This window comes from Cupriavidus respiraculi, assembly GCF_914271545.1.
Taxonomy (GTDB): Bacteria; Pseudomonadota; Gammaproteobacteria; order Burkholderiales; family Burkholderiaceae; genus Cupriavidus; species Cupriavidus respiraculi.
In genome coordinates, this window is the sequence record NZ_CAJZAH010000003.1 from 136,643 (window position 1) to 154,047 (window position 17,405).

Sequence of the window (17,405 nt, forward strand, 5' to 3'; positions counted from 1 at the left end):
GGCGTCCCTCGCGCCGTCCACCTCCGGCCCCCGGGCCGGCCCGGCACCCATGCCGCAACCATTCCGATGTCATGACTGAAGCCTTTTTTGCCCCCTGCCCACGCGGCCTCGAGACCGCGCTCGCCGACGAGCTGCGCGAGATTGCCGCCCGGCCCGACGTGGCCGCCGTGGCGCCGTTCGCGGTCCATCGCGAAAGCCCGGGCGGGGTCAGCTTCTCCGGCGAGATGGCGGCGGCCTACGCGGTGAACCTGCATTCGCGCATTGCCAGCCGCGTGCTGCTGCGCGTGGCCGCCCGCGGCTACCGCCACGAGGACGACATCTACGAACTGGTGCGCGCCCAGCGCTGGGAGCGGTGGTTCACGCCGGAGGAATCGCTGCGCGTCGATATCACCTCGCACAAGTCGCCGTTGCGCAGCCTGAACTTCACCGCGCTGCGCATCAAGGACGCGGTCTGCGACGCCATGCGCGAGCGGCTCGGCGCGCGTCCCAGTGTCGATACGGTCAGCCCCGATGTGCGGATCTACGCCCACCTGACCGAGCATGACTGCACGATCTACCTGGACACCTCGGGCGAGCCGCTGTTCAAGCGCGGCTGGCGCATGGAGAAGGGGGAGGCGCCCTTGAAGGAGAATCTGGCCGCCGGCATCCTGCGGCTCGCGGGCTGGGCGCGGGGGGAGGGGGCGCAGGCCGGTGTCGTAGACCAGCCGTTCTACGACCCGATGTGCGGCAGCGGCACCTTCCTGGTCGAGGCGGCCCAGGTCGCGCTCGGCCTGGCGCCGGGCGCCGGGCGCACCTTCGCGTTCGAATGGCTCAAGGGCGCCGACAACCAGTCGTGGCGCACGCTGAAGGGCGAGGCCAGGGCCGCGCGAGAGCGCGCCGCGACGGCGCCGCTGGCGATCTACGGCAGCGATATCTCGACCGACATGCTCGCCATGGCGCAGGCCAACTGGCAGCGCGCCGGGCTGCCTGGAGACGCGCGGCTCAAGCAGGTCGATGCGCGCCACGTGCAGCCGCCCGTCGCCGAACCGGGGGTGCTGATCATGAATCCGCCCTATGGCGAGCGTATCGCCGTGCGCGGCGAACGGCGCGCGGCACCGGAGCCGATGGCGAGCGACAGCGCGGAGGAGCAGGCCGCGAACCAGTTCGCCAGCGCGTTCGCCGCCACGCTGAAACAGAACTTCGCGGGCTGGCAGGCATGGGTGTTCACCGGCGACCTCGGCCTGCCGCGCCGGCTGCGCCTGAAGGAATCGCGGCGCGTGCCGCTCTACAACGGCAATATCGAATGCCGCCTGTTCCGCTTCGACATGGTGCGCGGCGGCAATCGCGGCCCGGCTCCCGCCGCGGGCTGAGGCGGCCTCCGCGGGCGGCGGCGCGCAGCCCGGGTCAGTTGCGGTCGCGCCCGGTCAACGCATCGGCGTTGCGGCTGAATTCCCCCAGGAAGGTCTGGAAGCTGACGACCGGTTCCTCCAGCAGGTGCCGCGGCAGGTCGAACAGCGCATAGAAGAACTCCTCGCGCCCCACGCAGACTTCGGCCGGCAGGCAGTACTGCTCCCAGTCGATGCAGGCGGGCGTGTACATGCCGTTGCCGGGCCAGAAGAACGGCACGATGCGGGCCTCCCTGAGTCCCTCGATCAGGGCCACCGGTGCGTCGTAGGCTTCGGCCGATTCCACCTGGGTCGCCAGGCTCGCCCGGGTCTCGATCACCATCAGCGTGGTCTGGCCCCGCGCGGTCACCAGCAGGATGCCGGCCGGGTTGGGATACAGGTAGTACTCGACGAAGCCATAGCGGGCGGCCAGCTGGCGCACCCGGTCGCCCAGCACCGGATCGGACAGGAAGGAAAAGGAGTGGCGCGTCAGCAGGTCGCGCAGCGTGCGCGACAGCGTGGCGAAATACTGCTGCTGCAGTGCGTCGATTTCCTGGTCCAGCCGAGCCACCATATTGCTGTCGTGCTTCTTGACGTAGCGGTCGATCAGGCCGTGGTTGAAGCCCTGCACCGCGATGCCCTCGTCCGCCGTGCCGGTCAGCAGGATGGTCTTGCAGGGCAGTCCCTCCAGCGCCTGGCAGAACTCCAGCCCGTTCATCTGCGGCATCGAGTAGTCGACCACGATCACCGCCGGCTGCAGGAAGCGGGTCAGATCGTGGACCTGGCGGAAGATGCGGTCGATATCGAGCTGCACCGTGCGGCGCTCCGTCAGGAAGGTCAGGTCGTCATGGGTGACCCGCACCGGCAGGAAGCCGGTGAAGCGCGTGGTGTACGCCTCGCGGATCCATTGCAGCGCCTCGCGCGGATCGGTGAAGCTGATCACGGCGCGGCTGGGGTCCATCTGGAAGGCCAGGCTGTCGATGAAAGACTTGCTGTCGTCCACCAGCACGGTAAGGATGGGATGGTGGAAGACCGACAGATTCCTGTCCTGGGGGTTGAATGTCATGATGCGGTCGGCTCAGGGGCTGGCTCGGGGCAGTGCCTCCAGGGCGCTGCAGTCAACGTCATTCAAGGCCGTTCGGGCCGATAGGCCCGTCGGGAAACCGGTGGGCGCCTCGGTCTGGGTCGGTGCCCGGCGCGGCGGGGTGGACCGGCGCGCGCGGCGCGCCTGCTGGCGGACGCTGCGCGCCGTCGGCGCGGGCGCCGCAGGTACGAACGAAGCCCAGTATAGCGCGGCACACCGGCGTCGCAAGCGTCGCGCCGGTCCGGCATGCCGGGCGCCGCCCGGCGGCGTGCGGCGCCTGGCGGCGCGAGCTTCAGTCGACGGCCTTGACCATGTCCTCGACCACCTTCTTGGCGTCGCCGAACACCATCATGGTCTTGTCCATGTAGAACAGTTCGTTGTCCAGGCCCGCGTAGCCGGCGGCCATCGAGCGCTTGTTCACGATGATGGTCTTGGCCTTGTAGGCTTCCAGGATCGGCATGCCGGCGATGGGCGAATTCGGGTCGTTCTTGGCCGCCGGGTTGACCACGTCGTTGGCGCCCAGTACCAGTACCACGTCGGCCTGGCCGAACTCGCTGTTGATGTCCTCCATCTCGAACACCTGGTCGTAGGGCACCTCGGCCTCGGCCAGCAGCACGTTCATATGGCCGGGCATGCGGCCCGCCACGGGGTGGATCGCGTATTTCACGGTCACGCCCTTCTCGGTCAGCATCTCGGTCAGTTCCTTCAGCGCGTGCTGGGCCCGCGCCACGGCCAGGCCATAGCCGGGCACGATGATCACGGTCTCGGCGTTGCCCATCAGGAAAGCCGCGTCGTCGGCCGAGCCGGACTTGACGTTGCGCTGCGCCTGGTCGCCCGCGGCCGCCGTGGCGGTCGCCCCGCCGAAGCCGCCCAGCAGCACGTTGAAGAAGGAGCGGTTCATCGCCCGGCACATGATGTACGAGAGGATCGCGCCGGAGGAGCCCACCAGCGAGCCGGCGATGATCAGCATCGGGTTGTTCAGCGAGAAGCCGATGCCCGCCGCCGCCCAGCCCGAATACGAGTTCAGCATCGACACCACCACCGGCATGTCGGCGCCGCCGATCGGGATGATGATCAGCACGCCCAGCACGAAGGCGATCGCCAGCATCACCAGGAACGGCGTCCACGCCTGCGTCATGAAGAACGCGATGCCAAAGCCCACCATGGCGACGGCCAGCGCGAGATTGACCATGTGCTGGCCGGGAAAGACCACCGGCGCGCCCTGGAACAGGCGGAACTTGTAGCGTCCCGCCAGCTTGCCGAAGGCGATCACCGATCCGGAGAACGTGATGGCGCCGACGAAGCAGCCGATGAACAGCTCGATGCGGTTGCCGGTGGGAATCTCGCGCGAGCCGGCCGGCGCGATGCCGAACGCCGCGGGTTCGGCCACCGCGGCCACCGCGATGAAGACCGCGGCCAGGCCGATCAGCGAGTGCATCGCGGCGACCAGTTCCGGCATCTTGGTCATCTCGACCTTCCTGGCCACGTACGCGCCGATGCCGCCGCCGACCACCAGCGCGACGAGGATCAGCACGAGGCCGGTGGCTACCGACGATTGCGCCTGGCCGGCCGCGAGGAAGTCGTCCTTGAGCTTGACGATCAGCGCCACGGTGGTCAGCGCGGCGATCGCCATGCCGACCATGCCGAAGGTATTGCCGCGCCGCGCGGTGGCGGGGTGGGACAGACCCTTGAGCGCCTGGATGAAGCAGACCGAGGCCACCAGGTACAGCAGGGTCACGAGGTTCATGCTGACGAGGCCGGTCATTTCACGGCCTCCTTGCCGTCGGCGCGCGCCTTCGGCTCCTTTTTCTTGAACATCTCCAGCATGCGCTGGGTCACCAGGAAGCCGCCGAACACGTTGACGGCGGCCAGCGCCACCGCCAGCGTTCCCATCACGCGGCCCACGCCGCCCTCGGTCAGGCCGGCGGCCAGCATGGCGCCGACGATGATGATGGCGGAGATCGCATTGGTCACGGCCATCAGCGGGGTGTGCAGCGCCGGTGTGACTGTCCAGACCACGTGGTATCCCACGTAGATGGCCAGCACGAAGATGATCAGGTTGATCACCGTGTGGTTCACCATTTCCATCGTTGCTCCTCCGTTGCGTGATTCGGTTGCTTCGCGTCTGTGATTGTTGTTGGCGAGAGTCCGTGCGGTGCCGCGGCGTCGCGCGACGGCTGGCTCCGGCCTTCCGCGCGACGGTTCATCCATTCCGATCAGGTCAGACCTTCTTGATTTCCTTGATGCGGTTGTTGTCGTCGACCAGCACGATCTTCGGCTTGTAGTCGGCCAGTTCGGCGTCGCTCATCGGCGCGTAGGTGCAGATGATCAGGTGGTCGCCCAGATGGGCGCGCCGCGCGGCCGCACCGTTGAGCGAGATCTCGCCGGTGCCGCGCTGTCCCTTGATGATGTACGTCGAGAAGCGCTCGCCGTTGTTCACGTTGTACAGCTCGATCTTCTCGTATTCCTTCATGTCTGCCGCATCGAGCAGATCTTCGTCGATGCCGCACGAGCCTTCGTAATGCAGATCGGCCTGCGTGACGGTGACGCGATGCAGCTTGGCGCGGAGGATGATGCGTTGCATGGTGTTGCGGTTCCTTCTGTAAGGCAGTGAATGCGGACCCCGTACGCCGCGTCGCGGCGTACCGGCGGTCCGGTGAGGCAGGCGCCGCGAACGCGGCGCCGGAAAACGAAAAACCCGTCAGGCCGCCTTGCGTACCACCTGGCCATCCTTGCTCATCAGGCAGGCGGCGACGATATCGTCGTCGAGATTGACGGCGAGGCGCCCGTCCTTGTCCACGATGAGCTTGAGGAAGTCGAGCACGTTGCGCGCGTAGAGCGCCGAGGCGTCGGCGGCGACCATGCTCGCCAGGTTGGTATGGCCGATCAGCGTCACGCCATGGCGCTCGACCACCTCGTCGGCGACTGTCAGCGGGCAGTTGCCGCCCTGGGCGGCCGCAAGGTCGACCACCACCGAGCCGGGCTTCATCGCCTGCACCGTCTCTTCCTTGAGCAGCACGGGCGCCTGGCGGCCCGGAATCAGCGCCGTGGTGATCACGATATCGGCCTGCCTGGCGCGTTCGTGGACGAGTTCGGCCTGGCGCCGCATCCAGTCCGGCGGCATCGGTCGGGCATAGCCGCCCACGCCCTGAGCGATCTCGCGCTCCTCGTCGGTTTCGTACGGCACGTCGAGAAACTTCGCGCCCAGGGATTCGATCTGCTCCTTGACGGCCGGACGCACGTCGGACGCCTCGATGACCGCGCCCAGGCGCTTGGCCGTGGCGATGGCCTGCAGGCCGGCGACACCGGCGCCCAGGATCAGCACCCGCGCTGCCTTTACCGTGCCGGCGGCCGTCATCAGCATCGGCATGAAGCGCTGGTAGTGATGCGCGGCGATCAGCACGGCCTTGTAGCCGGCGATATTGGCCTGGGAGGACAGCACGTCCATGCTTTGCGCCCGCGTGGTGCGCGGGGCGGCCTCGAGCGCGAACGCGATGATGCCCGCGGCGGCCATGCGCGCGTTGTTCTCGCCATCGAAAGGATTGAGCATGCCGATCAGCGCGGAGCCGGCGCGCATCTGCGCCAGTTCGCCATCGTCGGGCGCGCGGACCTTGAGCACCAGCTCGGCCCCCAGCGCCTCGGCCGCGCTGCCGATGCGCGCCCCGGCCGCCTCGTAGGCGGCATCGGGCTGGCTCGCCCGCACGCCGGCCCCGGACTGCACGACGACCTGATGGCCGAGCGCAACGTATTTCTTGACGGTCTCGGGGGTGGCGGCGACACGGGTCTCGCCGGCCCGCGTCTCCTGCGGGATGCCGATTTGCATCGTCATTTCTCCTGATGGCTGGCGCCGCGCCGGGGAGGCGGGCTGTCCGGGCTCGTTGTAGGGCGCGCGGCGGGCCGCGGCGCACAATTTTTCCGCAGCTTACAGCAATACCTGTCGTATTTGTGACCAGCCGCATGGCCGATTTGCGGCTATGCGGAAGGGTCATGAATGGCGTTCCGGCTGCACGAAAAAACCGCAGCCGGTACAATGCCGGATTGCCTAAAAATTGAGCATCATGTCCAAGGATTGGAAAGCCAGCGTCACGGTTGCCGCGGTCATCGAGCGCGGCGGCCGCTTTCTGCTGGTGGAAGAGGAAACCCCCGACGGCCTGCGGCTGAACCAGCCCGCCGGCCACCTGGAGCCCGGCGAAAGCCTCGTGCGCGCCGTGATCCGCGAAACCGTGGAGGAAACCGCCCACAGTTTCGAGCCCCGCGCGCTGCTGGGCTGCTATATCGCCCGCGCGCCCTCGGCAGGCACGCTGGAGCGCCCTGGCGGCGATATCACCTATGTGCGCTTCGCTTTCACCGGCGACCTCGGCGCGCTCGACACCGGGCGGCCGCTGGATACCGGCATCGTGCGCACGGTATGGATGAGCGCCGACGAGATCCGCGCCTGCCCCGAGCGGCACCGCTCGCCGCTGCTGCTGGCCTGCGTGGAGGACTACCTGGCGGGCAAGCGGTTCGCGCTCGACGCGCTGTACACGCATCCGTCGGCGGTCGATGCGGTGCCGGGCACCGGAGCGGCATCGTGAGCGGCGCGACCGGTTCCATCGGCGCGGGCCGACGTGTGGTGGTCGGCATGTCCGGCGGCGTGGATTCGTCCGTGACGGCGTGGCTGCTGAAGCAGCAGGGCTACGAAGTCATCGGCCTGTTCATGAAGAACTGGGAGGACGACGACGACAGCGAGTACTGCTCCACGCGGCAGGACTGGCTCGACGTCGTCTCGGTGGCCGACCTGATCGGGGTCGACGTGGAGGCGGTCAATTTCGCGGCCGAATACAAGGACCGGGTCTTCGCCGACTTCCTGCGCGAGTATTCGGCCGGCCGCACCCCGAATCCCGACGTGCTGTGCAATGCCGAGATCAAGTTCAAGGCATTCCTGGACCACGCGATGTCGCTGGGCGCGGATACCATCGCCACCGGGCACTATGCGCGGGTGCGCCAGGTGCGGGAGGGGAGCGGCGAGGGCCGCTTCGAACTGCTCAAGGCGCTGGACCATACCAAGGACCAGAGCTACTTCCTTCACCGCCTGAACCAGGCGCAGCTGTCGCGCACGCTGTTTCCGCTGGGCGAGATGCCCAAGACCGAGGTGCGCCGGATCGCCGCCGACATCGGCCTGCCCAACGCGAAAAAGAAGGACTCGACGGGTATCTGCTTCATCGGCGAACGCCCGTTCCGCGATTTCCTGAACCGCTACCTGCCCACCAAACCGGGACCGATGAAGACGCCGGAGGGCAAGGTGGTGGGCGAGCATATCGGGCTGGCGTTCTACACGCTGGGCCAGCGCAAGGGCATTGGCCTGGGCGGCAGCCGGGACGGCAGCGGCGATGCGTGGTATGTCGCGCGCAAGGACATGGCGCAGAACACGCTGTATGTCGTGCAGGGCCATGACCATCCGTGGCTGCTGTCCAGCGAACTGCGGGCGGCCGACCTGTCGTGGGTCGCCGGCGAAGCGCCGCCGTCCGGTACCGCGCTGTCGGCCAAGACGCGCTACCGCCAATCGGATGCGCCTTCGACGGTCGCGGCAGTGGACGCTGGCGCCGTCCAGCTGCGCTTCGCCGAGCCGCAATGGGCCGTCACGCCGGGGCAGTCGGCGGTGCTGTATCACGGCGAGGTATGCCTGGGCGGCGGGATCATCCAGTAGCCGCGCTGCCGGTTGGGCGCGGGCCGCCCGCCGACACAAATCGGTAACCGATAAGGCGGCCACCTTTTTGGCATCGCATTCCGCCGCGCGCTCGCATCCTTGCCGCTCCGGCCCCCGGCCGCCACGGATGCCCGGCGATGCGCGAGCAATGCGATGCCTCCTACAAGCTCATGTTCTCCATGCGGAGGATCGTCCGCGACCTGATCGTGGGCTTCGTGCCGGACGAGTGGCTGCACGGCCTGGACTTCGATACGCTGGAGAAGGTGCCGTGCAGCTATGTCAGCGACGACCTGCGCCAGCGCGCGGACGATGTGGTCTGGCGGCTTCGCGTCGGCGGCGAATGGGCCTACCTGTATCTGCTGATCGAGTTCCAGAGCACCGTCGACGCGTTCATGGCGGTCAGGGTCAAGACCTACGTAGGGCTGCTGTACCAGGACCTGATCCGGGCCGGCAAGGTGTTGCCCGGCCGCATGCTGCCGCCGGTGCTGCCGATCGTGCTCTACAACGGAGATGCGCCCTGGACGGCGGCGAGGGATCTTGCCGACATGGTTCCGTCCGCGCCGGGGGTGGTGGGACAGTACCGCTCGACGCAGGGATATCTGTTGATCGACGAGAACCGGTGCAGCGACGCACAGCTCGCGGCCAGCGAGAACCTCGTCGCCTGCATGATCCGCTTCCAGCGCGCCCCGAGCATCGAGGTGATGTGCGAGGTCGTCGACTGGCTCGATCGCGGGATACGGGACGACGCGGAACTGCGGCGTACTGTCGCGCTATGGCTGGGTGCGGTAGTCTCCAGGCGTAGCGGCAACACGCTGACGCTGCCGAAAATCGAGGACCTCAAGGAGCTCAATATGACGCTGGCTCAACGCTTCGATGAGTGGAAGGAGCAGTACACCCAGGAAGGGGTGCAGCGAGGCATCCAGCAAGGCGAGGCCCGGCTGCTGGAGAAAATGCTGGCGCGTCGCTTCGGGCCGCTTCCGCCCGACGTCGTCTCGCGCATTGCCGCCGCGCCGGAGGAGCAGATCGATGCCTGGGCGGATCGGCTTTCGAATGCCGGTTCGCTGGACGATATTTTCGGCCGCTAGATCGCCAAGACTGAAGCTGCCTGTGGAAAGGGCTGGTTCCCGCGTCGCGGGAACCAGCCCTTTTCATTGCATCCCGCGAAGGCCGCTGCGCCTCAGCCGCGCGGCGGTTCCGTATCGATGAACGACTGGCGCTTGCTGATCCTGTCCTGGAACACGGCCAGGTTCGGATGCCGTTCGCGCCAGGGGATCTCGGGAAAGCGGAAATCCAGATAGGCCAGCGCGCAACCCACCGCCACGTCGGCCAGCGAATAGTGGTTGCCCGCGCACCACTGGCGGTCCGCCAGTCCGTTCGACATGGCGACCAGCGCCGCGTCGATCTTGCCCAGCTGGCGCTGGACCCAGCGCTCGCTGCGCTCGCCTTCCTCGCGTTGCGTCTTTTCCAGCCGGACCAGCAGGGCGGCGTCCAGCAGCCCGTCGGCCAGCGCCTCCCAGCAGCGCACCTCCAGCCGTTCGCGACCGCTCTGGGGAATCATGCGGCTGACCGGCGTCAGCGTATCGACGTACTCGACGATGACGCGCGAATCGAATACCGCGCCGCCATCCTCCATCACCAGGCAAGGCACCTTGCCCAGCGGGTTGTACTGGCCGATGACGGTGTCGGCCGACCAGACGTTCTCCTCGATGACCTGACAATCGATCTTCTTCTCCGCCATCACGACGCGCACCTTGCGCGCGTAAGGGCTGGTATGCGATGCATACAGCTTCATGTTCTCCCCTTGAGCTCGTTATGAAGTGCATCGGCGCTCCGTGGCACGGGCGGACTGGCGCCGGAACGCGCGCCGCCGCCGGCCCAATGCACTTCGTAACAGGCTGTCGGATGGTGCCCCGGAGTATACCCGCGGGACATGGTGGTCCGGCGCGCGGTGTACGTGCCGGGACGCCGGTCGTCGCGCCGCATAGACGGTGTGTGCGACGAGTGCCCGGGCCGGCGAAGCGGGTGGTAAAATCCCCGCTTTCCGCGCGCCGGACCGCCGCTTCGAGCGCCGGATCCGTCTCTTTCTTGCGTTCGCGTCGACCCCGGTGTCGGCCTGGTATCGCTGCCCACATGGCGCCTTACCGGTTCCTGCCGGCCTTTCCGTCCGTCCCATCCCTCCAGTAGCCCAGCATGTCCTCGTCCCCGCTTTCGCCGCTTACCGCCCTGTCTCCCATCGATGGCCGCTATGCCTCCAAGGCCGATGCGCTGCGTGAATGGCTGTCCGAGGCCGCCTTCATGCGCAACCGCGTCAAGGTCGAGGTGCACTGGCTGATCGCGCTGGCGCGCACCGGCCTGCCGGACATGCCGAAGTTCTCGGCCGAGTCCGAAGCCACGCTGCTCGCGCTGGTCGACAACTTCTCCGAAGCGGATGCCGGCCGCATCAAGGAGATCGAGGCGGTCACCAACCACGACGTCAAGGCGGTGGAGTACTGGCTCAAGGAGCAGGTCAAGGGCAACGCGGAACTGGAGGCGGCCAGCGAATTCATTCACTTCGCCTGCACCTCGGAAGACATCAACAACACCTCGCACGGCATGATGCTCAAGGGCGCGCGCGACGGCGTGCTGGTGCCCGCGCTGCGCCGCGTCCACGCCCGCCTGGTCGAGCTGGCCCGCCTCAATGCCCGCCAGCCGATGCTCTCGCGCACGCACGGCCAGCCGGCCAGTCCCACCACGCTGGGCAAGGAAATGGCCAATGTCGCCGCGCGGCTGGCGCGGGCGCTCGAGCGCATCGAGCGCGTGGAGCTGCTGGGCAAGATGAATGGCGCCGTGGGTAACTACAACGCCCACCTGTCGGCGTATCCCACCTTCGACTGGGAGGCGTTCTCGCAGCAGGTGATCGAGCAGCGCCTGGGCCTGACGTTCAATCCGTACACGATCCAGATCGAGCCGCACGACTACATGGCCGAGCTGTTCGACGCGGTGGCCCGCGCCAACACCATCCTGCTGGACCTGAACCGCGATATCTGGGGCTATATCTCGCTGGGATACTTCAAGCAGAAGACCAAGGCGGGCGAAATCGGCTCCTCGACCATGCCGCACAAGGTCAACCCGATCGATTTCGAGAACTCCGAAGGCAATCTGGGCCTGGCCAACGCCGTGCTGCGCCACCTGTCGGAGAAGCTGCCGCTGTCCCGCTGGCAGCGCGACCTGACCGATTCGACCGTGCTGCGCAACATGGGTGTGGCATTCGGCTACAGCCTGCTCGCCTACGAGGCCTGCCTGCGCGGCCTGGGCAAGCTGGAAACGAATCCGGACCGCCTGAACGAGGACCTCGACAACTGCTGGGAAGTGCTGGCCGAGCCGGTGCAGACGGTGATGCGCCGCTTCGGCGTGCCCAATCCCTACGAGCAGCTGAAGGAGCTGACGCGCGGCAAGGGCATCTCCCAGGAGGCGCTGCAGACTTTCATCGCCGGCCTGGCGATTCCGGACGATGCCAAGGCGCTGCTGATGGCGATGACGCCGGCCAGCTATATCGGCAAGGCCGTCGATCTGGCCGAGCGTATCTGAGCGGTAAAGCATGTCGCGGGCGTGTCGCGCCCGCACTGGTTTTCCCTCTCCCCGCACGGGCAGAGGGAACCAGACCCGCCGGGGCGCCATTCGAGCCGCCCCACGATGTTCTTACTGGAACGCCTTGTCGTTCGGGTTGGCGAACAACTCCTTCATCTCAGCCTGCATCGGGTAGTTCATGTTGATGTTGCGCGGCGGGATCGGCTTCAGGAACCACTTGGTGTAGAGCTGCTCCGCCTTGCCGGACTTCATCATGTCGGCGATCACGTCGTCGGCGAGCTTCTTGAACGCCGGATCGTCCTTGCGCAGCATGCAGGCGTAGTTCTCGGTCTGCAGCGGCGTGCCGGTCACGATGAAGTCCTCGGCATTGCGGGCTTTGGTCCGTTCCCCGTACAGCAGCGGCTCATCCATCACGAAGGCGACGGCGCGGCCCGTTTCCAGCGTCAGGTACGACTGGCCGTGGTCCTTGGTGCTGATCAGGTTCATCTGCGTACCCTTCTCGCCGTTCATCTTGACCAGCAGGCGCTCGCCGGTGGTGCCCGCAGTGGTCACCACGTTCTTGCCCTTCAGGTCCGGGAAGTCCTTGATGCCGGAATCCTTGCGCACCAGCATGCGGATGCCGTAGACGAAGATGCTGTTGGAGAACGCCACCTGCTTCTGGCGCTCCAGATTATTGGTCGTCGAGCCGCACTCCAGGTCGATGGTGCCGTTCTGCATCAGCGTGATGCGGTTCTGCGAGGTGATCGGCGTCAGCTTCATCTGCAGGTTCGGCAGCTGCAGCTGCGACTTCACCTTGTCGACGATGGCCAGCATGATCTCGTGCGAGTAGCCCATTACCTCGCGGCCGTTGGTGTACGAGAACGGGATCGAGGACTCGCGGTAACCGAGCGAGATCACGCCGGTGTCCTTGATCTTCTTGAGCGTGTCGGTTTCCTGGGCCTGCACCGTCGCGGCCGCGGCGAGCGCCACCGCGGTGCACAGCAGTTGACGGACGGACCCCTTGGTAATGTGGAACGGCTTCATGTTATTGCTCTCCTGGTGGTGGAACGGCTCGCTACCTCATTTGCTACTGAATCGTTGCCGGGTCAATACGGTAAGACCCATCCCCGGCCATCACACCGGGCGCCGGCAGGCTCATGCCAGCGCCGCGCTGTAATCCTGTGCCTGCACCGCCGGCTGCCGTCCGGCCATGGCGTCGCCGAGCAGGCCGGCGCTTCCCATCGCCAGCGTGAATCCGAGCGCCCCGTGGCCAATGTTGAGCCAGAGCCCTGGCACGCGGGACTGCCCCACCAGCGGCAGGCCGCTGGGCGTGGCCGGACGCAGGCCGGCCCATGGCTGCAGCTGGTCCAGCGTGGCGTGCCGCGCCAGCCCGCCGAACAGCGCGCGCGTCTCGGCCAGCAGCGTGCCGGCGCGGCGCGCGTCTATGCGGGTGTCGGGCCGGGTCAGGTCGGCGATGCCGGCCACGCGCAGCGTATTGCCGATGCGGGCATAGACGATCTTGCGGGCCGAGTCGGTGACGCTGATATGCGGCGCGCTGGCGCCATCGCTGACCGGCACGGTGATGCTGTATCCCTTCAGCGGCCACAGCGGCGGCCGCAGCCCGTGCGGGCGCAGCAGCGCCACGCTGCCGATGCCGCCCGCGACCACCACCGCATCCGCGGCTTCCAGGCCCCGTTCGGTGCGTACCCCGCTGACCCGTCCGCCCTGGCGCTCGATCGCCTGCACCGCGGTGCCGAAACGCAGGGCGACGCCGGGCCTGCCTTGCAGCAAGCGTGCCAGGCCCACGCAGAAGCGATGGCAGTCGGCCACTTCCTCGCTGGGCGTGAAGATCGCCCCCGCGATCTGGTCGCGGATGCCGGCCAGCGCCGGCTCCAGCGCGACCGTGGCGGCGCGGTCCAGCGCCTGCTGCTCGCAGCCCAGCGTGGCCTGGAAGTCCAGCAGCCGGCGGGCGGCGTCGAATGCCGCCGGATCGCGGTGCACGATCAGCTTGCCGCGCCGGGCCAGATCGAAATCGATCGCGTGGTCGGCGGCGAACGCCTGCATCAGGTCGCGCGAGTAGAAGGCCAGTCGCAACAGCCTGCGCGTGGTGGCGTCGCTCGCGGCGCTGGTGCAAGACCGCACGAATTGCAGCAGCCAGCGCCATTGGGCCGGATCCAGGCCCGGGCGAAAGCGTAGCGGGGAGTCGGGCCGCAGCAGCCAGCCCGGCACCTTGGACAGCACGCCGGGGCCGGCGAGGGGGGCCACGTAGCTGTAGCTCAACTGGCCGCCGTTGGCGAAGCTGGTTTCCAGGCCGGGGCCGTCGCGGCGTTCCATGACGGTGACCTCGTGCCCGTCGTTGGCCAACCGCCACGCGGTGGTCATGCCGACCACGCCTGCTCCGATGATGACGACCTTCATTGGCTGCCCTTGCAATGTGATGGGCGCCAGCGTAGCGGAGCGGGCTTCGGCTGCCCAATGCGAAGACGTCCGGATCCATGTCTTCAGGCTATAGTGTCCGGCATCGACTCCCTAACCTTGTCACCATGCGACTACGCCAGATCGAAGTGTTTCGCGCCGTGATGCTGACCGGCACCGTCACGGAGGCGGCCCGGCTGTTGCATATCTCCCAGCCGGTGGTCACCCGCGTGCTGCAGCATGCCGAGACCTCGCTCGGCTTCCGCCTGTTCGACCGGGTCAAGGGCCGGCTGCAGCCGACGACGGAGGCGGTGGCGCTGTATGGCGATGTTCAGCGGCTATATGGGGAGATCGAGCGGGTGCGGCGGGTGTCGGAGAGCCTGCGCCACAAGGGCGCGGGGCGGCTGCGCGTGGCGGCCACGCCCAGCCTGGCGGCGCCCTTGCTGGTGCCCGCGGTCCGCCGCTTCTGCGCGCGCCATCCGGACACCCAGGTGCAGGTGCTGACCCACCATACCGACGAGATCGTGCAGGCCTTGCTGCGCAACGAACTGGATCTTGGTTTTGCCTTCGCGCCGCCGCGGCACGAGGCCATCGACGGCGAGCCGGTGGCTACCGGCCGGATGCTGCTGGCGGTGCCGCGCGAGCAGCCGCTGCCCGGTGGCGGCCGGCGGGCCCGCGTGCCCATGCGGCAGCTGCTGGACCGGGCCTTTATCGACTACGACGACAACAGCTCGCTGGGTTTGCTGGTGCGGCAGATGCTGGCGCGCAACGCGCTGGAACCGCGCTCCACGCTCGAGGTCCAGACGTATTCGCTGGCGCTCTCGCTGGTCGAGAGCGGGCTGGGACTGGCCGTGCTGGACCAGTTCACGGCGCTGGGCGCGCCCGCGGACCGGGTCAGCCTGCACGACCTGCAACCGGCCCTGGCGTTCGAGATCCATATGCTGCGTGCGAGCCACCGGGGCATTTCCAGCCTGGCGGACGACATGCGCGAGCAGTTCAGGCTGGCCGCCGCGGAACGGGGCGCCAGCCTGCCGTCGCGGCTCGAAGCGCCCGCCGTGACCTTCGACCATGCACTGAAGTGAGCCGGCGGGCCGGGGCCACCGCGGCATGTTCAATCGGTTTGAATATGTCAGTGAAGATGGGGGCTTCCCGGCCGCCTTGGGAAGCACAATAATGCGACCATCCGCTCGTTCACGAGCACGCCGGAGCGCCTGGCCATCGTTGGCTGCCCCGGCGCGACCGACAAAGAATATGAAGCGCCCCCGCGCAGGAACCGTTATCGATGCGTCAGCCAACTTCGCCGTCCCCTTCGCAGCCCGCCGCCGGCACACCCCACGCCTACGGGGCGACCGCCATCGGCCTGCACTGGATCGTCGCGCTGCTGATCCTCGGGGCCTTCGCCTTGGGCCTGTACATGACCGGCATTCCCGGCTTCACGCCCACCAAGCTGAAGCTGTACTCGTGGCACAAATGGCTGGGAGTGACGGTGTTCGCGCTGGCGCTGATCCGGGTGCTGTGGCGCCTGACCCATGCCGCGCCCCCGGTCGCCGCCGGCACGCCGGCCTGGCAGGCGACGGCCGCCCACGCGGTGCACCGGCTGCTGTACGCGCTGATCGTCGTGGTGCCGGTGACCGGCTATTTCTACAGCCTGTCGGCCGGCGTCCCGGTGGTGTACCTGGGCGTCTGGCCGCTGCCCGTGCTGATCGAGCCGAATGACACGGCCAAGGAGGTCCTGAAGCAGGCCCACATCTGGCTGAACTATCTGATGGCGGCCATCGTCGCCGTCCATGCGGCCGCGGCGGTCAAGCACCATGCCGTCGATCGCGACGGCACGCTGGGACGTATGCTGCCGTTCCTGAAGTCAGGCAAGTAGTCGGCATGCCGGGAATGCCCCGGCATGCGCACCCGTTTCCGAATCCTGGCGCCCGGGTCAAAGCTCGCGCGGCGCCGGCAATCTGCAAGGAGTATTGGATGCAACGTATCAACCGACCCGGCATGTGGCTGGCCGCGGCCGCGCTGGCCACGGCCGGCATCACCGCGAATATCGCGTCGGCGCAGGTCGACGTGGCCAAGAGCTCGGTCACGGCCGTGGCGCGCCAGATCGGCGTTCCCATGGAGGGCAAGTTCAGGAAGTTCGACGCCGCGGTCGACTTCGATCCCGCCAGGCTGGCCACGTCCAGCGCCAAGGTGGAGATCGACGTCGCCAGCTTCGAGATCGGCGACGCGGCCACGACCAAGGAAGTCAAAGGCCGCGACTGGTTCGACGCCGCGCGTTTTCCAAAGGCCGTGTTCCAGTCGACCGGCATCCGCAACGGCGCCGCGGGCAAGTACGACGTGACCGGCAAGCTGACCATCAAGGGCAAGACGGTCGACGTCGTGGTGCCCGCGACCTATCGCCAGGAAGGCGCCGGCCAGGTCTTCGAGGGTGTGCTGCCGATCAAGCGCACTGCCTTCAACATCGGCGAGGGCGACTGGAAGGACACGTCGGTCGTCGCCGACGACGTCCAGATCAAATTCCGTATCGTCACGGCGAAGAAGTAAGGCCGCGGCGGGCAGCCGCCGTTGCGCCGTCGATTGCTGTTGGTTCACCCCCATTCATTCACGATTTTCCGGAGCACCCATGACCCTGCGTTCCCTCGTTCTCGCCCTTGCCGCCGCCTCGGCCACCCTCGCCGCCGGCGCCGCCTCGGCCGCCGCGGTGACCTATAACCTCGACCCGAGCCATACCTACCCGAGCTTCGAGGCCGATCACCTGGGCGGACTGTCCAAGTGGCGCGGCAAGTTCAACAAGTCGAGCGGCGTGGTGACGCTGGACCGTGCGGCCAAGACCGGCACGCTGGACATCAAGATCGATACCGCCTCGATCGACTTCGGCCACAACAAGATGAACGAGCACGCCACGAGCCCGGACATCTTCGACGCGCAGGCCTATCCCGAAGCCACCTACAAGGGCAAGTTCTCCAAGTTCGCCGGCGACGTGCCGACCGAGGTGGACGGCGTGCTGACGCTGCGCGGCGTGTCCAAGCCGCTGAAGCTGGAGATCCGCGAGTTCAAGTGCATCCAGCATCCGATGCTCAAGCGCGAAGCGTGCGGCGCCGATGCGTTCGCCACCTTCAACCGCACCGACTTCGGCGTCGACTACGGCGTCAAGATGGGCTTCAAGCCCGAGGTCAAGCTGGCCATCCAGGTCGAAGGCGTGCGCGCCGACTGATCGGGTCGCCGCCCGCGGCGCGGGCAGTACCGGCAAGGCCGGGTTCGTCGGCGAACCCGGCCTTTTTCTTTGGTGCGGCGCGACGGTTACCGGGGCCGT

At 67.5% G+C, this 17,405-nt stretch carries 17 protein-coding genes; 9 read left to right on the forward strand and 8 right to left on the reverse strand.

Translation table 11 applies throughout. The annotated features are described in order from the left end of the window. Window positions 1–71: 71 nt before the first annotated feature. Window positions 72–1,349 carry a THUMP domain-containing class I SAM-dependent RNA methyltransferase gene (locus LDO27_RS15715; RefSeq protein ID WP_224042668.1) on the forward strand — a complete coding sequence of 426 codons (1,278 nt, stop codon included), beginning with the start codon at window positions 72–74 and terminating at the stop codon, window positions 1,347–1,349. Between the two features lie 34 nt (window positions 1,350–1,383). Here LDO27_RS15715 and LDO27_RS15720 read toward each other — a convergent pair whose 3' ends face one another. From LDO27_RS15720 to LDO27_RS15740, 5 genes are all read right to left on the reverse strand, one after another. Next, entirely contained in the window at window positions 1,384–2,430 is a 1,047-nt protein-coding gene (locus tag LDO27_RS15720; RefSeq protein WP_224042670.1) for a response regulator, read from the reverse strand. Between the two features lie 310 nt (window positions 2,431–2,740). Further along, entirely contained in the window at window positions 2,741–4,213 is a 1,473-nt protein-coding gene (locus LDO27_RS15725; protein ID WP_224042672.1) for an NAD(P)(+) transhydrogenase (Re/Si-specific) subunit beta, read from the reverse strand. Continuing rightward, window positions 4,210–4,536, reverse strand: a complete 327-nt coding sequence (locus LDO27_RS15730) for an NAD(P) transhydrogenase subunit alpha (RefSeq protein WP_222208426.1) — start codon at window positions 4,534–4,536, stop codon at window positions 4,210–4,212. Before LDO27_RS15730 ends, LDO27_RS15725 begins: the two co-directional genes overlap by 4 nt. 133 nt (window positions 4,537–4,669) lie before the next feature. Then, window positions 4,670–5,032, reverse strand: coding sequence for an aspartate 1-decarboxylase (panD, locus tag LDO27_RS15735; RefSeq protein WP_222208423.1), 363 nt, complete (start codon window positions 5,030–5,032; stop codon window positions 4,670–4,672). Between the two features lie 117 nt (window positions 5,033–5,149). After that, window positions 5,150–6,271 carry a Re/Si-specific NAD(P)(+) transhydrogenase subunit alpha gene (locus tag LDO27_RS15740; protein WP_224042673.1) on the reverse strand — a complete coding sequence of 374 codons (1,122 nt, stop codon included), beginning with the start codon at window positions 6,269–6,271 and terminating at the stop codon, window positions 5,150–5,152. A gap of 235 nt (window positions 6,272–6,506) precedes the next feature. Between LDO27_RS15740 and LDO27_RS15745 the strand changes: the two genes are divergently transcribed. The 3 genes from LDO27_RS15745 to LDO27_RS15755 all read left to right on the forward strand — a co-directional run bounded on the left by LDO27_RS15745 (window position 6,507) and on the right by LDO27_RS15755 (window position 9,219). Next, window positions 6,507–7,022, forward strand: coding sequence for an NUDIX hydrolase (locus LDO27_RS15745; RefSeq protein ID WP_222208419.1), 516 nt, complete (start codon window positions 6,507–6,509; stop codon window positions 7,020–7,022). Next, window positions 7,019–8,134: a tRNA 2-thiouridine(34) synthase MnmA gene (mnmA, locus tag LDO27_RS15750; RefSeq protein ID WP_322790819.1), complete on the forward strand. Its 1,116-nt coding sequence runs from the start codon at window positions 7,019–7,021 to the stop codon at window positions 8,132–8,134. Before LDO27_RS15745 ends, mnmA begins: the two co-directional genes overlap by 4 nt. Window positions 8,135–8,271: 137 nt before the next feature. After that, a complete protein-coding gene (locus LDO27_RS15755) occupies window positions 8,272–9,219 on the forward strand; it encodes an Rpn family recombination-promoting nuclease/putative transposase (RefSeq protein ID WP_224042675.1) in 948 nt (315 codons plus the stop codon). A gap of 92 nt (window positions 9,220–9,311) precedes the next feature. Here the strand turns inward: LDO27_RS15755 and LDO27_RS15760 are convergent, their stop codons facing one another. Beyond that, the gene (locus tag LDO27_RS15760; RefSeq protein ID WP_222208413.1) at window positions 9,312–9,926 is read right to left on the reverse strand and encodes a glutathione S-transferase C-terminal domain-containing protein; all 615 of its coding nucleotides are present in this window, start codon (window positions 9,924–9,926) and stop codon (window positions 9,312–9,314) included. Window positions 9,927–10,324: 398 nt separating this feature from the next. Between LDO27_RS15760 and purB the strand changes: the two genes are divergently transcribed. Beyond that, the gene (purB, locus tag LDO27_RS15765) at window positions 10,325–11,701 is read left to right on the forward strand and encodes an adenylosuccinate lyase (protein WP_222208411.1); all 1,377 of its coding nucleotides are present in this window, start codon (window positions 10,325–10,327) and stop codon (window positions 11,699–11,701) included. A 111-nt stretch (window positions 11,702–11,812) separates the two neighbouring features. On the opposite strand, the gene LDO27_RS15770 is transcribed toward purB, so the two are convergent. Next, window positions 11,813–12,724 carry a glutamate/aspartate ABC transporter substrate-binding protein gene (locus tag LDO27_RS15770; RefSeq protein ID WP_222208409.1) on the reverse strand — a complete coding sequence of 304 codons (912 nt, stop codon included), beginning with the start codon at window positions 12,722–12,724 and terminating at the stop codon, window positions 11,813–11,815. A gap of 111 nt (window positions 12,725–12,835) precedes the next feature. Then, on the reverse strand, window positions 12,836–14,098 hold the full coding sequence (locus tag LDO27_RS15775) for a D-amino acid dehydrogenase (RefSeq protein ID WP_224042677.1): 1,263 nt from the start codon (window positions 14,096–14,098) through the stop codon (window positions 12,836–12,838). A 125-nt stretch (window positions 14,099–14,223) separates the two neighbouring features. On the opposite strand from LDO27_RS15775, the gene LDO27_RS15780 reads away from it, so the two are divergent. From LDO27_RS15780 to LDO27_RS15795, 4 genes are all read left to right on the forward strand, one after another. Further along, window positions 14,224–15,177 carry a LysR substrate-binding domain-containing protein gene (locus tag LDO27_RS15780; protein ID WP_224042679.1) on the forward strand — a complete coding sequence of 318 codons (954 nt, stop codon included), beginning with the start codon at window positions 14,224–14,226 and terminating at the stop codon, window positions 15,175–15,177. A gap of 200 nt (window positions 15,178–15,377) precedes the next feature. Next, window positions 15,378–15,968, forward strand: coding sequence for a cytochrome b (locus tag LDO27_RS15785; protein ID WP_222208403.1), 591 nt, complete (start codon window positions 15,378–15,380; stop codon window positions 15,966–15,968). 98 nt (window positions 15,969–16,066) lie between these two features. Further along, window positions 16,067–16,636 carry a YceI family protein gene (locus tag LDO27_RS15790; protein ID WP_224042681.1) on the forward strand — a complete coding sequence of 190 codons (570 nt, stop codon included), beginning with the start codon at window positions 16,067–16,069 and terminating at the stop codon, window positions 16,634–16,636. Between the two features lie 79 nt (window positions 16,637–16,715). Further along, a complete protein-coding gene (locus tag LDO27_RS15795) occupies window positions 16,716–17,306 on the forward strand; it encodes a YceI family protein (RefSeq protein ID WP_222208398.1) in 591 nt (196 codons plus the stop codon). The last annotated feature ends 99 nt before the right edge of the window (window positions 17,307–17,405 follow it).

Excerpts from the sequence above, each read along its gene's own strand:
- LDO27_RS15775 (WP_224042677.1), bottom strand. The coding sequence starts at position 14,098 with ATGAAGGTCGTCATCATCGGAGCAGGCGTGGTCGGCATGACCACCGCG.
- LDO27_RS15780 (WP_224042679.1), top strand. The coding sequence starts at position 14,224 with ATGCGACTACGCCAGATCGAAGTGTTTCGCGCCGTGATGCTGACCGGC.
- LDO27_RS15720 (WP_224042670.1), bottom strand. The coding sequence starts at position 2,430 with ATGACATTCAACCCCCAGGACAGGAATCTGTCGGTCTTCCACCATCCC.
- panD (WP_222208423.1), bottom strand. The coding sequence starts at position 5,032 with ATGCAACGCATCATCCTCCGCGCCAAGCTGCATCGCGTCACCGTCACG.
- LDO27_RS15790 (WP_224042681.1), top strand. The coding sequence starts at position 16,067 with ATGCAACGTATCAACCGACCCGGCATGTGGCTGGCCGCGGCCGCGCTG.
- LDO27_RS15725 (WP_224042672.1), bottom strand. The coding sequence starts at position 4,213 with ATGACCGGCCTCGTCAGCATGAACCTCGTGACCCTGCTGTACCTGGTG.
- LDO27_RS15785 (WP_222208403.1), top strand. The coding sequence starts at position 15,378 with ATGCGTCAGCCAACTTCGCCGTCCCCTTCGCAGCCCGCCGCCGGCACA.
- LDO27_RS15715 (WP_224042668.1), top strand. The coding sequence starts at position 72 with ATGACTGAAGCCTTTTTTGCCCCCTGCCCACGCGGCCTCGAGACCGCG.
- LDO27_RS15745 (WP_222208419.1), top strand. The coding sequence starts at position 6,507 with ATGTCCAAGGATTGGAAAGCCAGCGTCACGGTTGCCGCGGTCATCGAG.
- LDO27_RS15760 (WP_222208413.1), bottom strand. The coding sequence starts at position 9,926 with ATGAAGCTGTATGCATCGCATACCAGCCCTTACGCGCGCAAGGTGCGC.
- LDO27_RS15730 (WP_222208426.1), bottom strand. The coding sequence starts at position 4,536 with ATGGAAATGGTGAACCACACGGTGATCAACCTGATCATCTTCGTGCTG.
- LDO27_RS15740 (WP_224042673.1), bottom strand. The coding sequence starts at position 6,271 with ATGCAAATCGGCATCCCGCAGGAGACGCGGGCCGGCGAGACCCGTGTC.
- LDO27_RS15770 (WP_222208409.1), bottom strand. The coding sequence starts at position 12,724 with ATGAAGCCGTTCCACATTACCAAGGGGTCCGTCCGTCAACTGCTGTGC.
- LDO27_RS15795 (WP_222208398.1), top strand. The coding sequence starts at position 16,716 with ATGACCCTGCGTTCCCTCGTTCTCGCCCTTGCCGCCGCCTCGGCCACC.
- purB (WP_222208411.1), top strand. The coding sequence starts at position 10,325 with ATGTCCTCGTCCCCGCTTTCGCCGCTTACCGCCCTGTCTCCCATCGAT.
- LDO27_RS15755 (WP_224042675.1), top strand. The coding sequence starts at position 8,272 with ATGCGCGAGCAATGCGATGCCTCCTACAAGCTCATGTTCTCCATGCGG.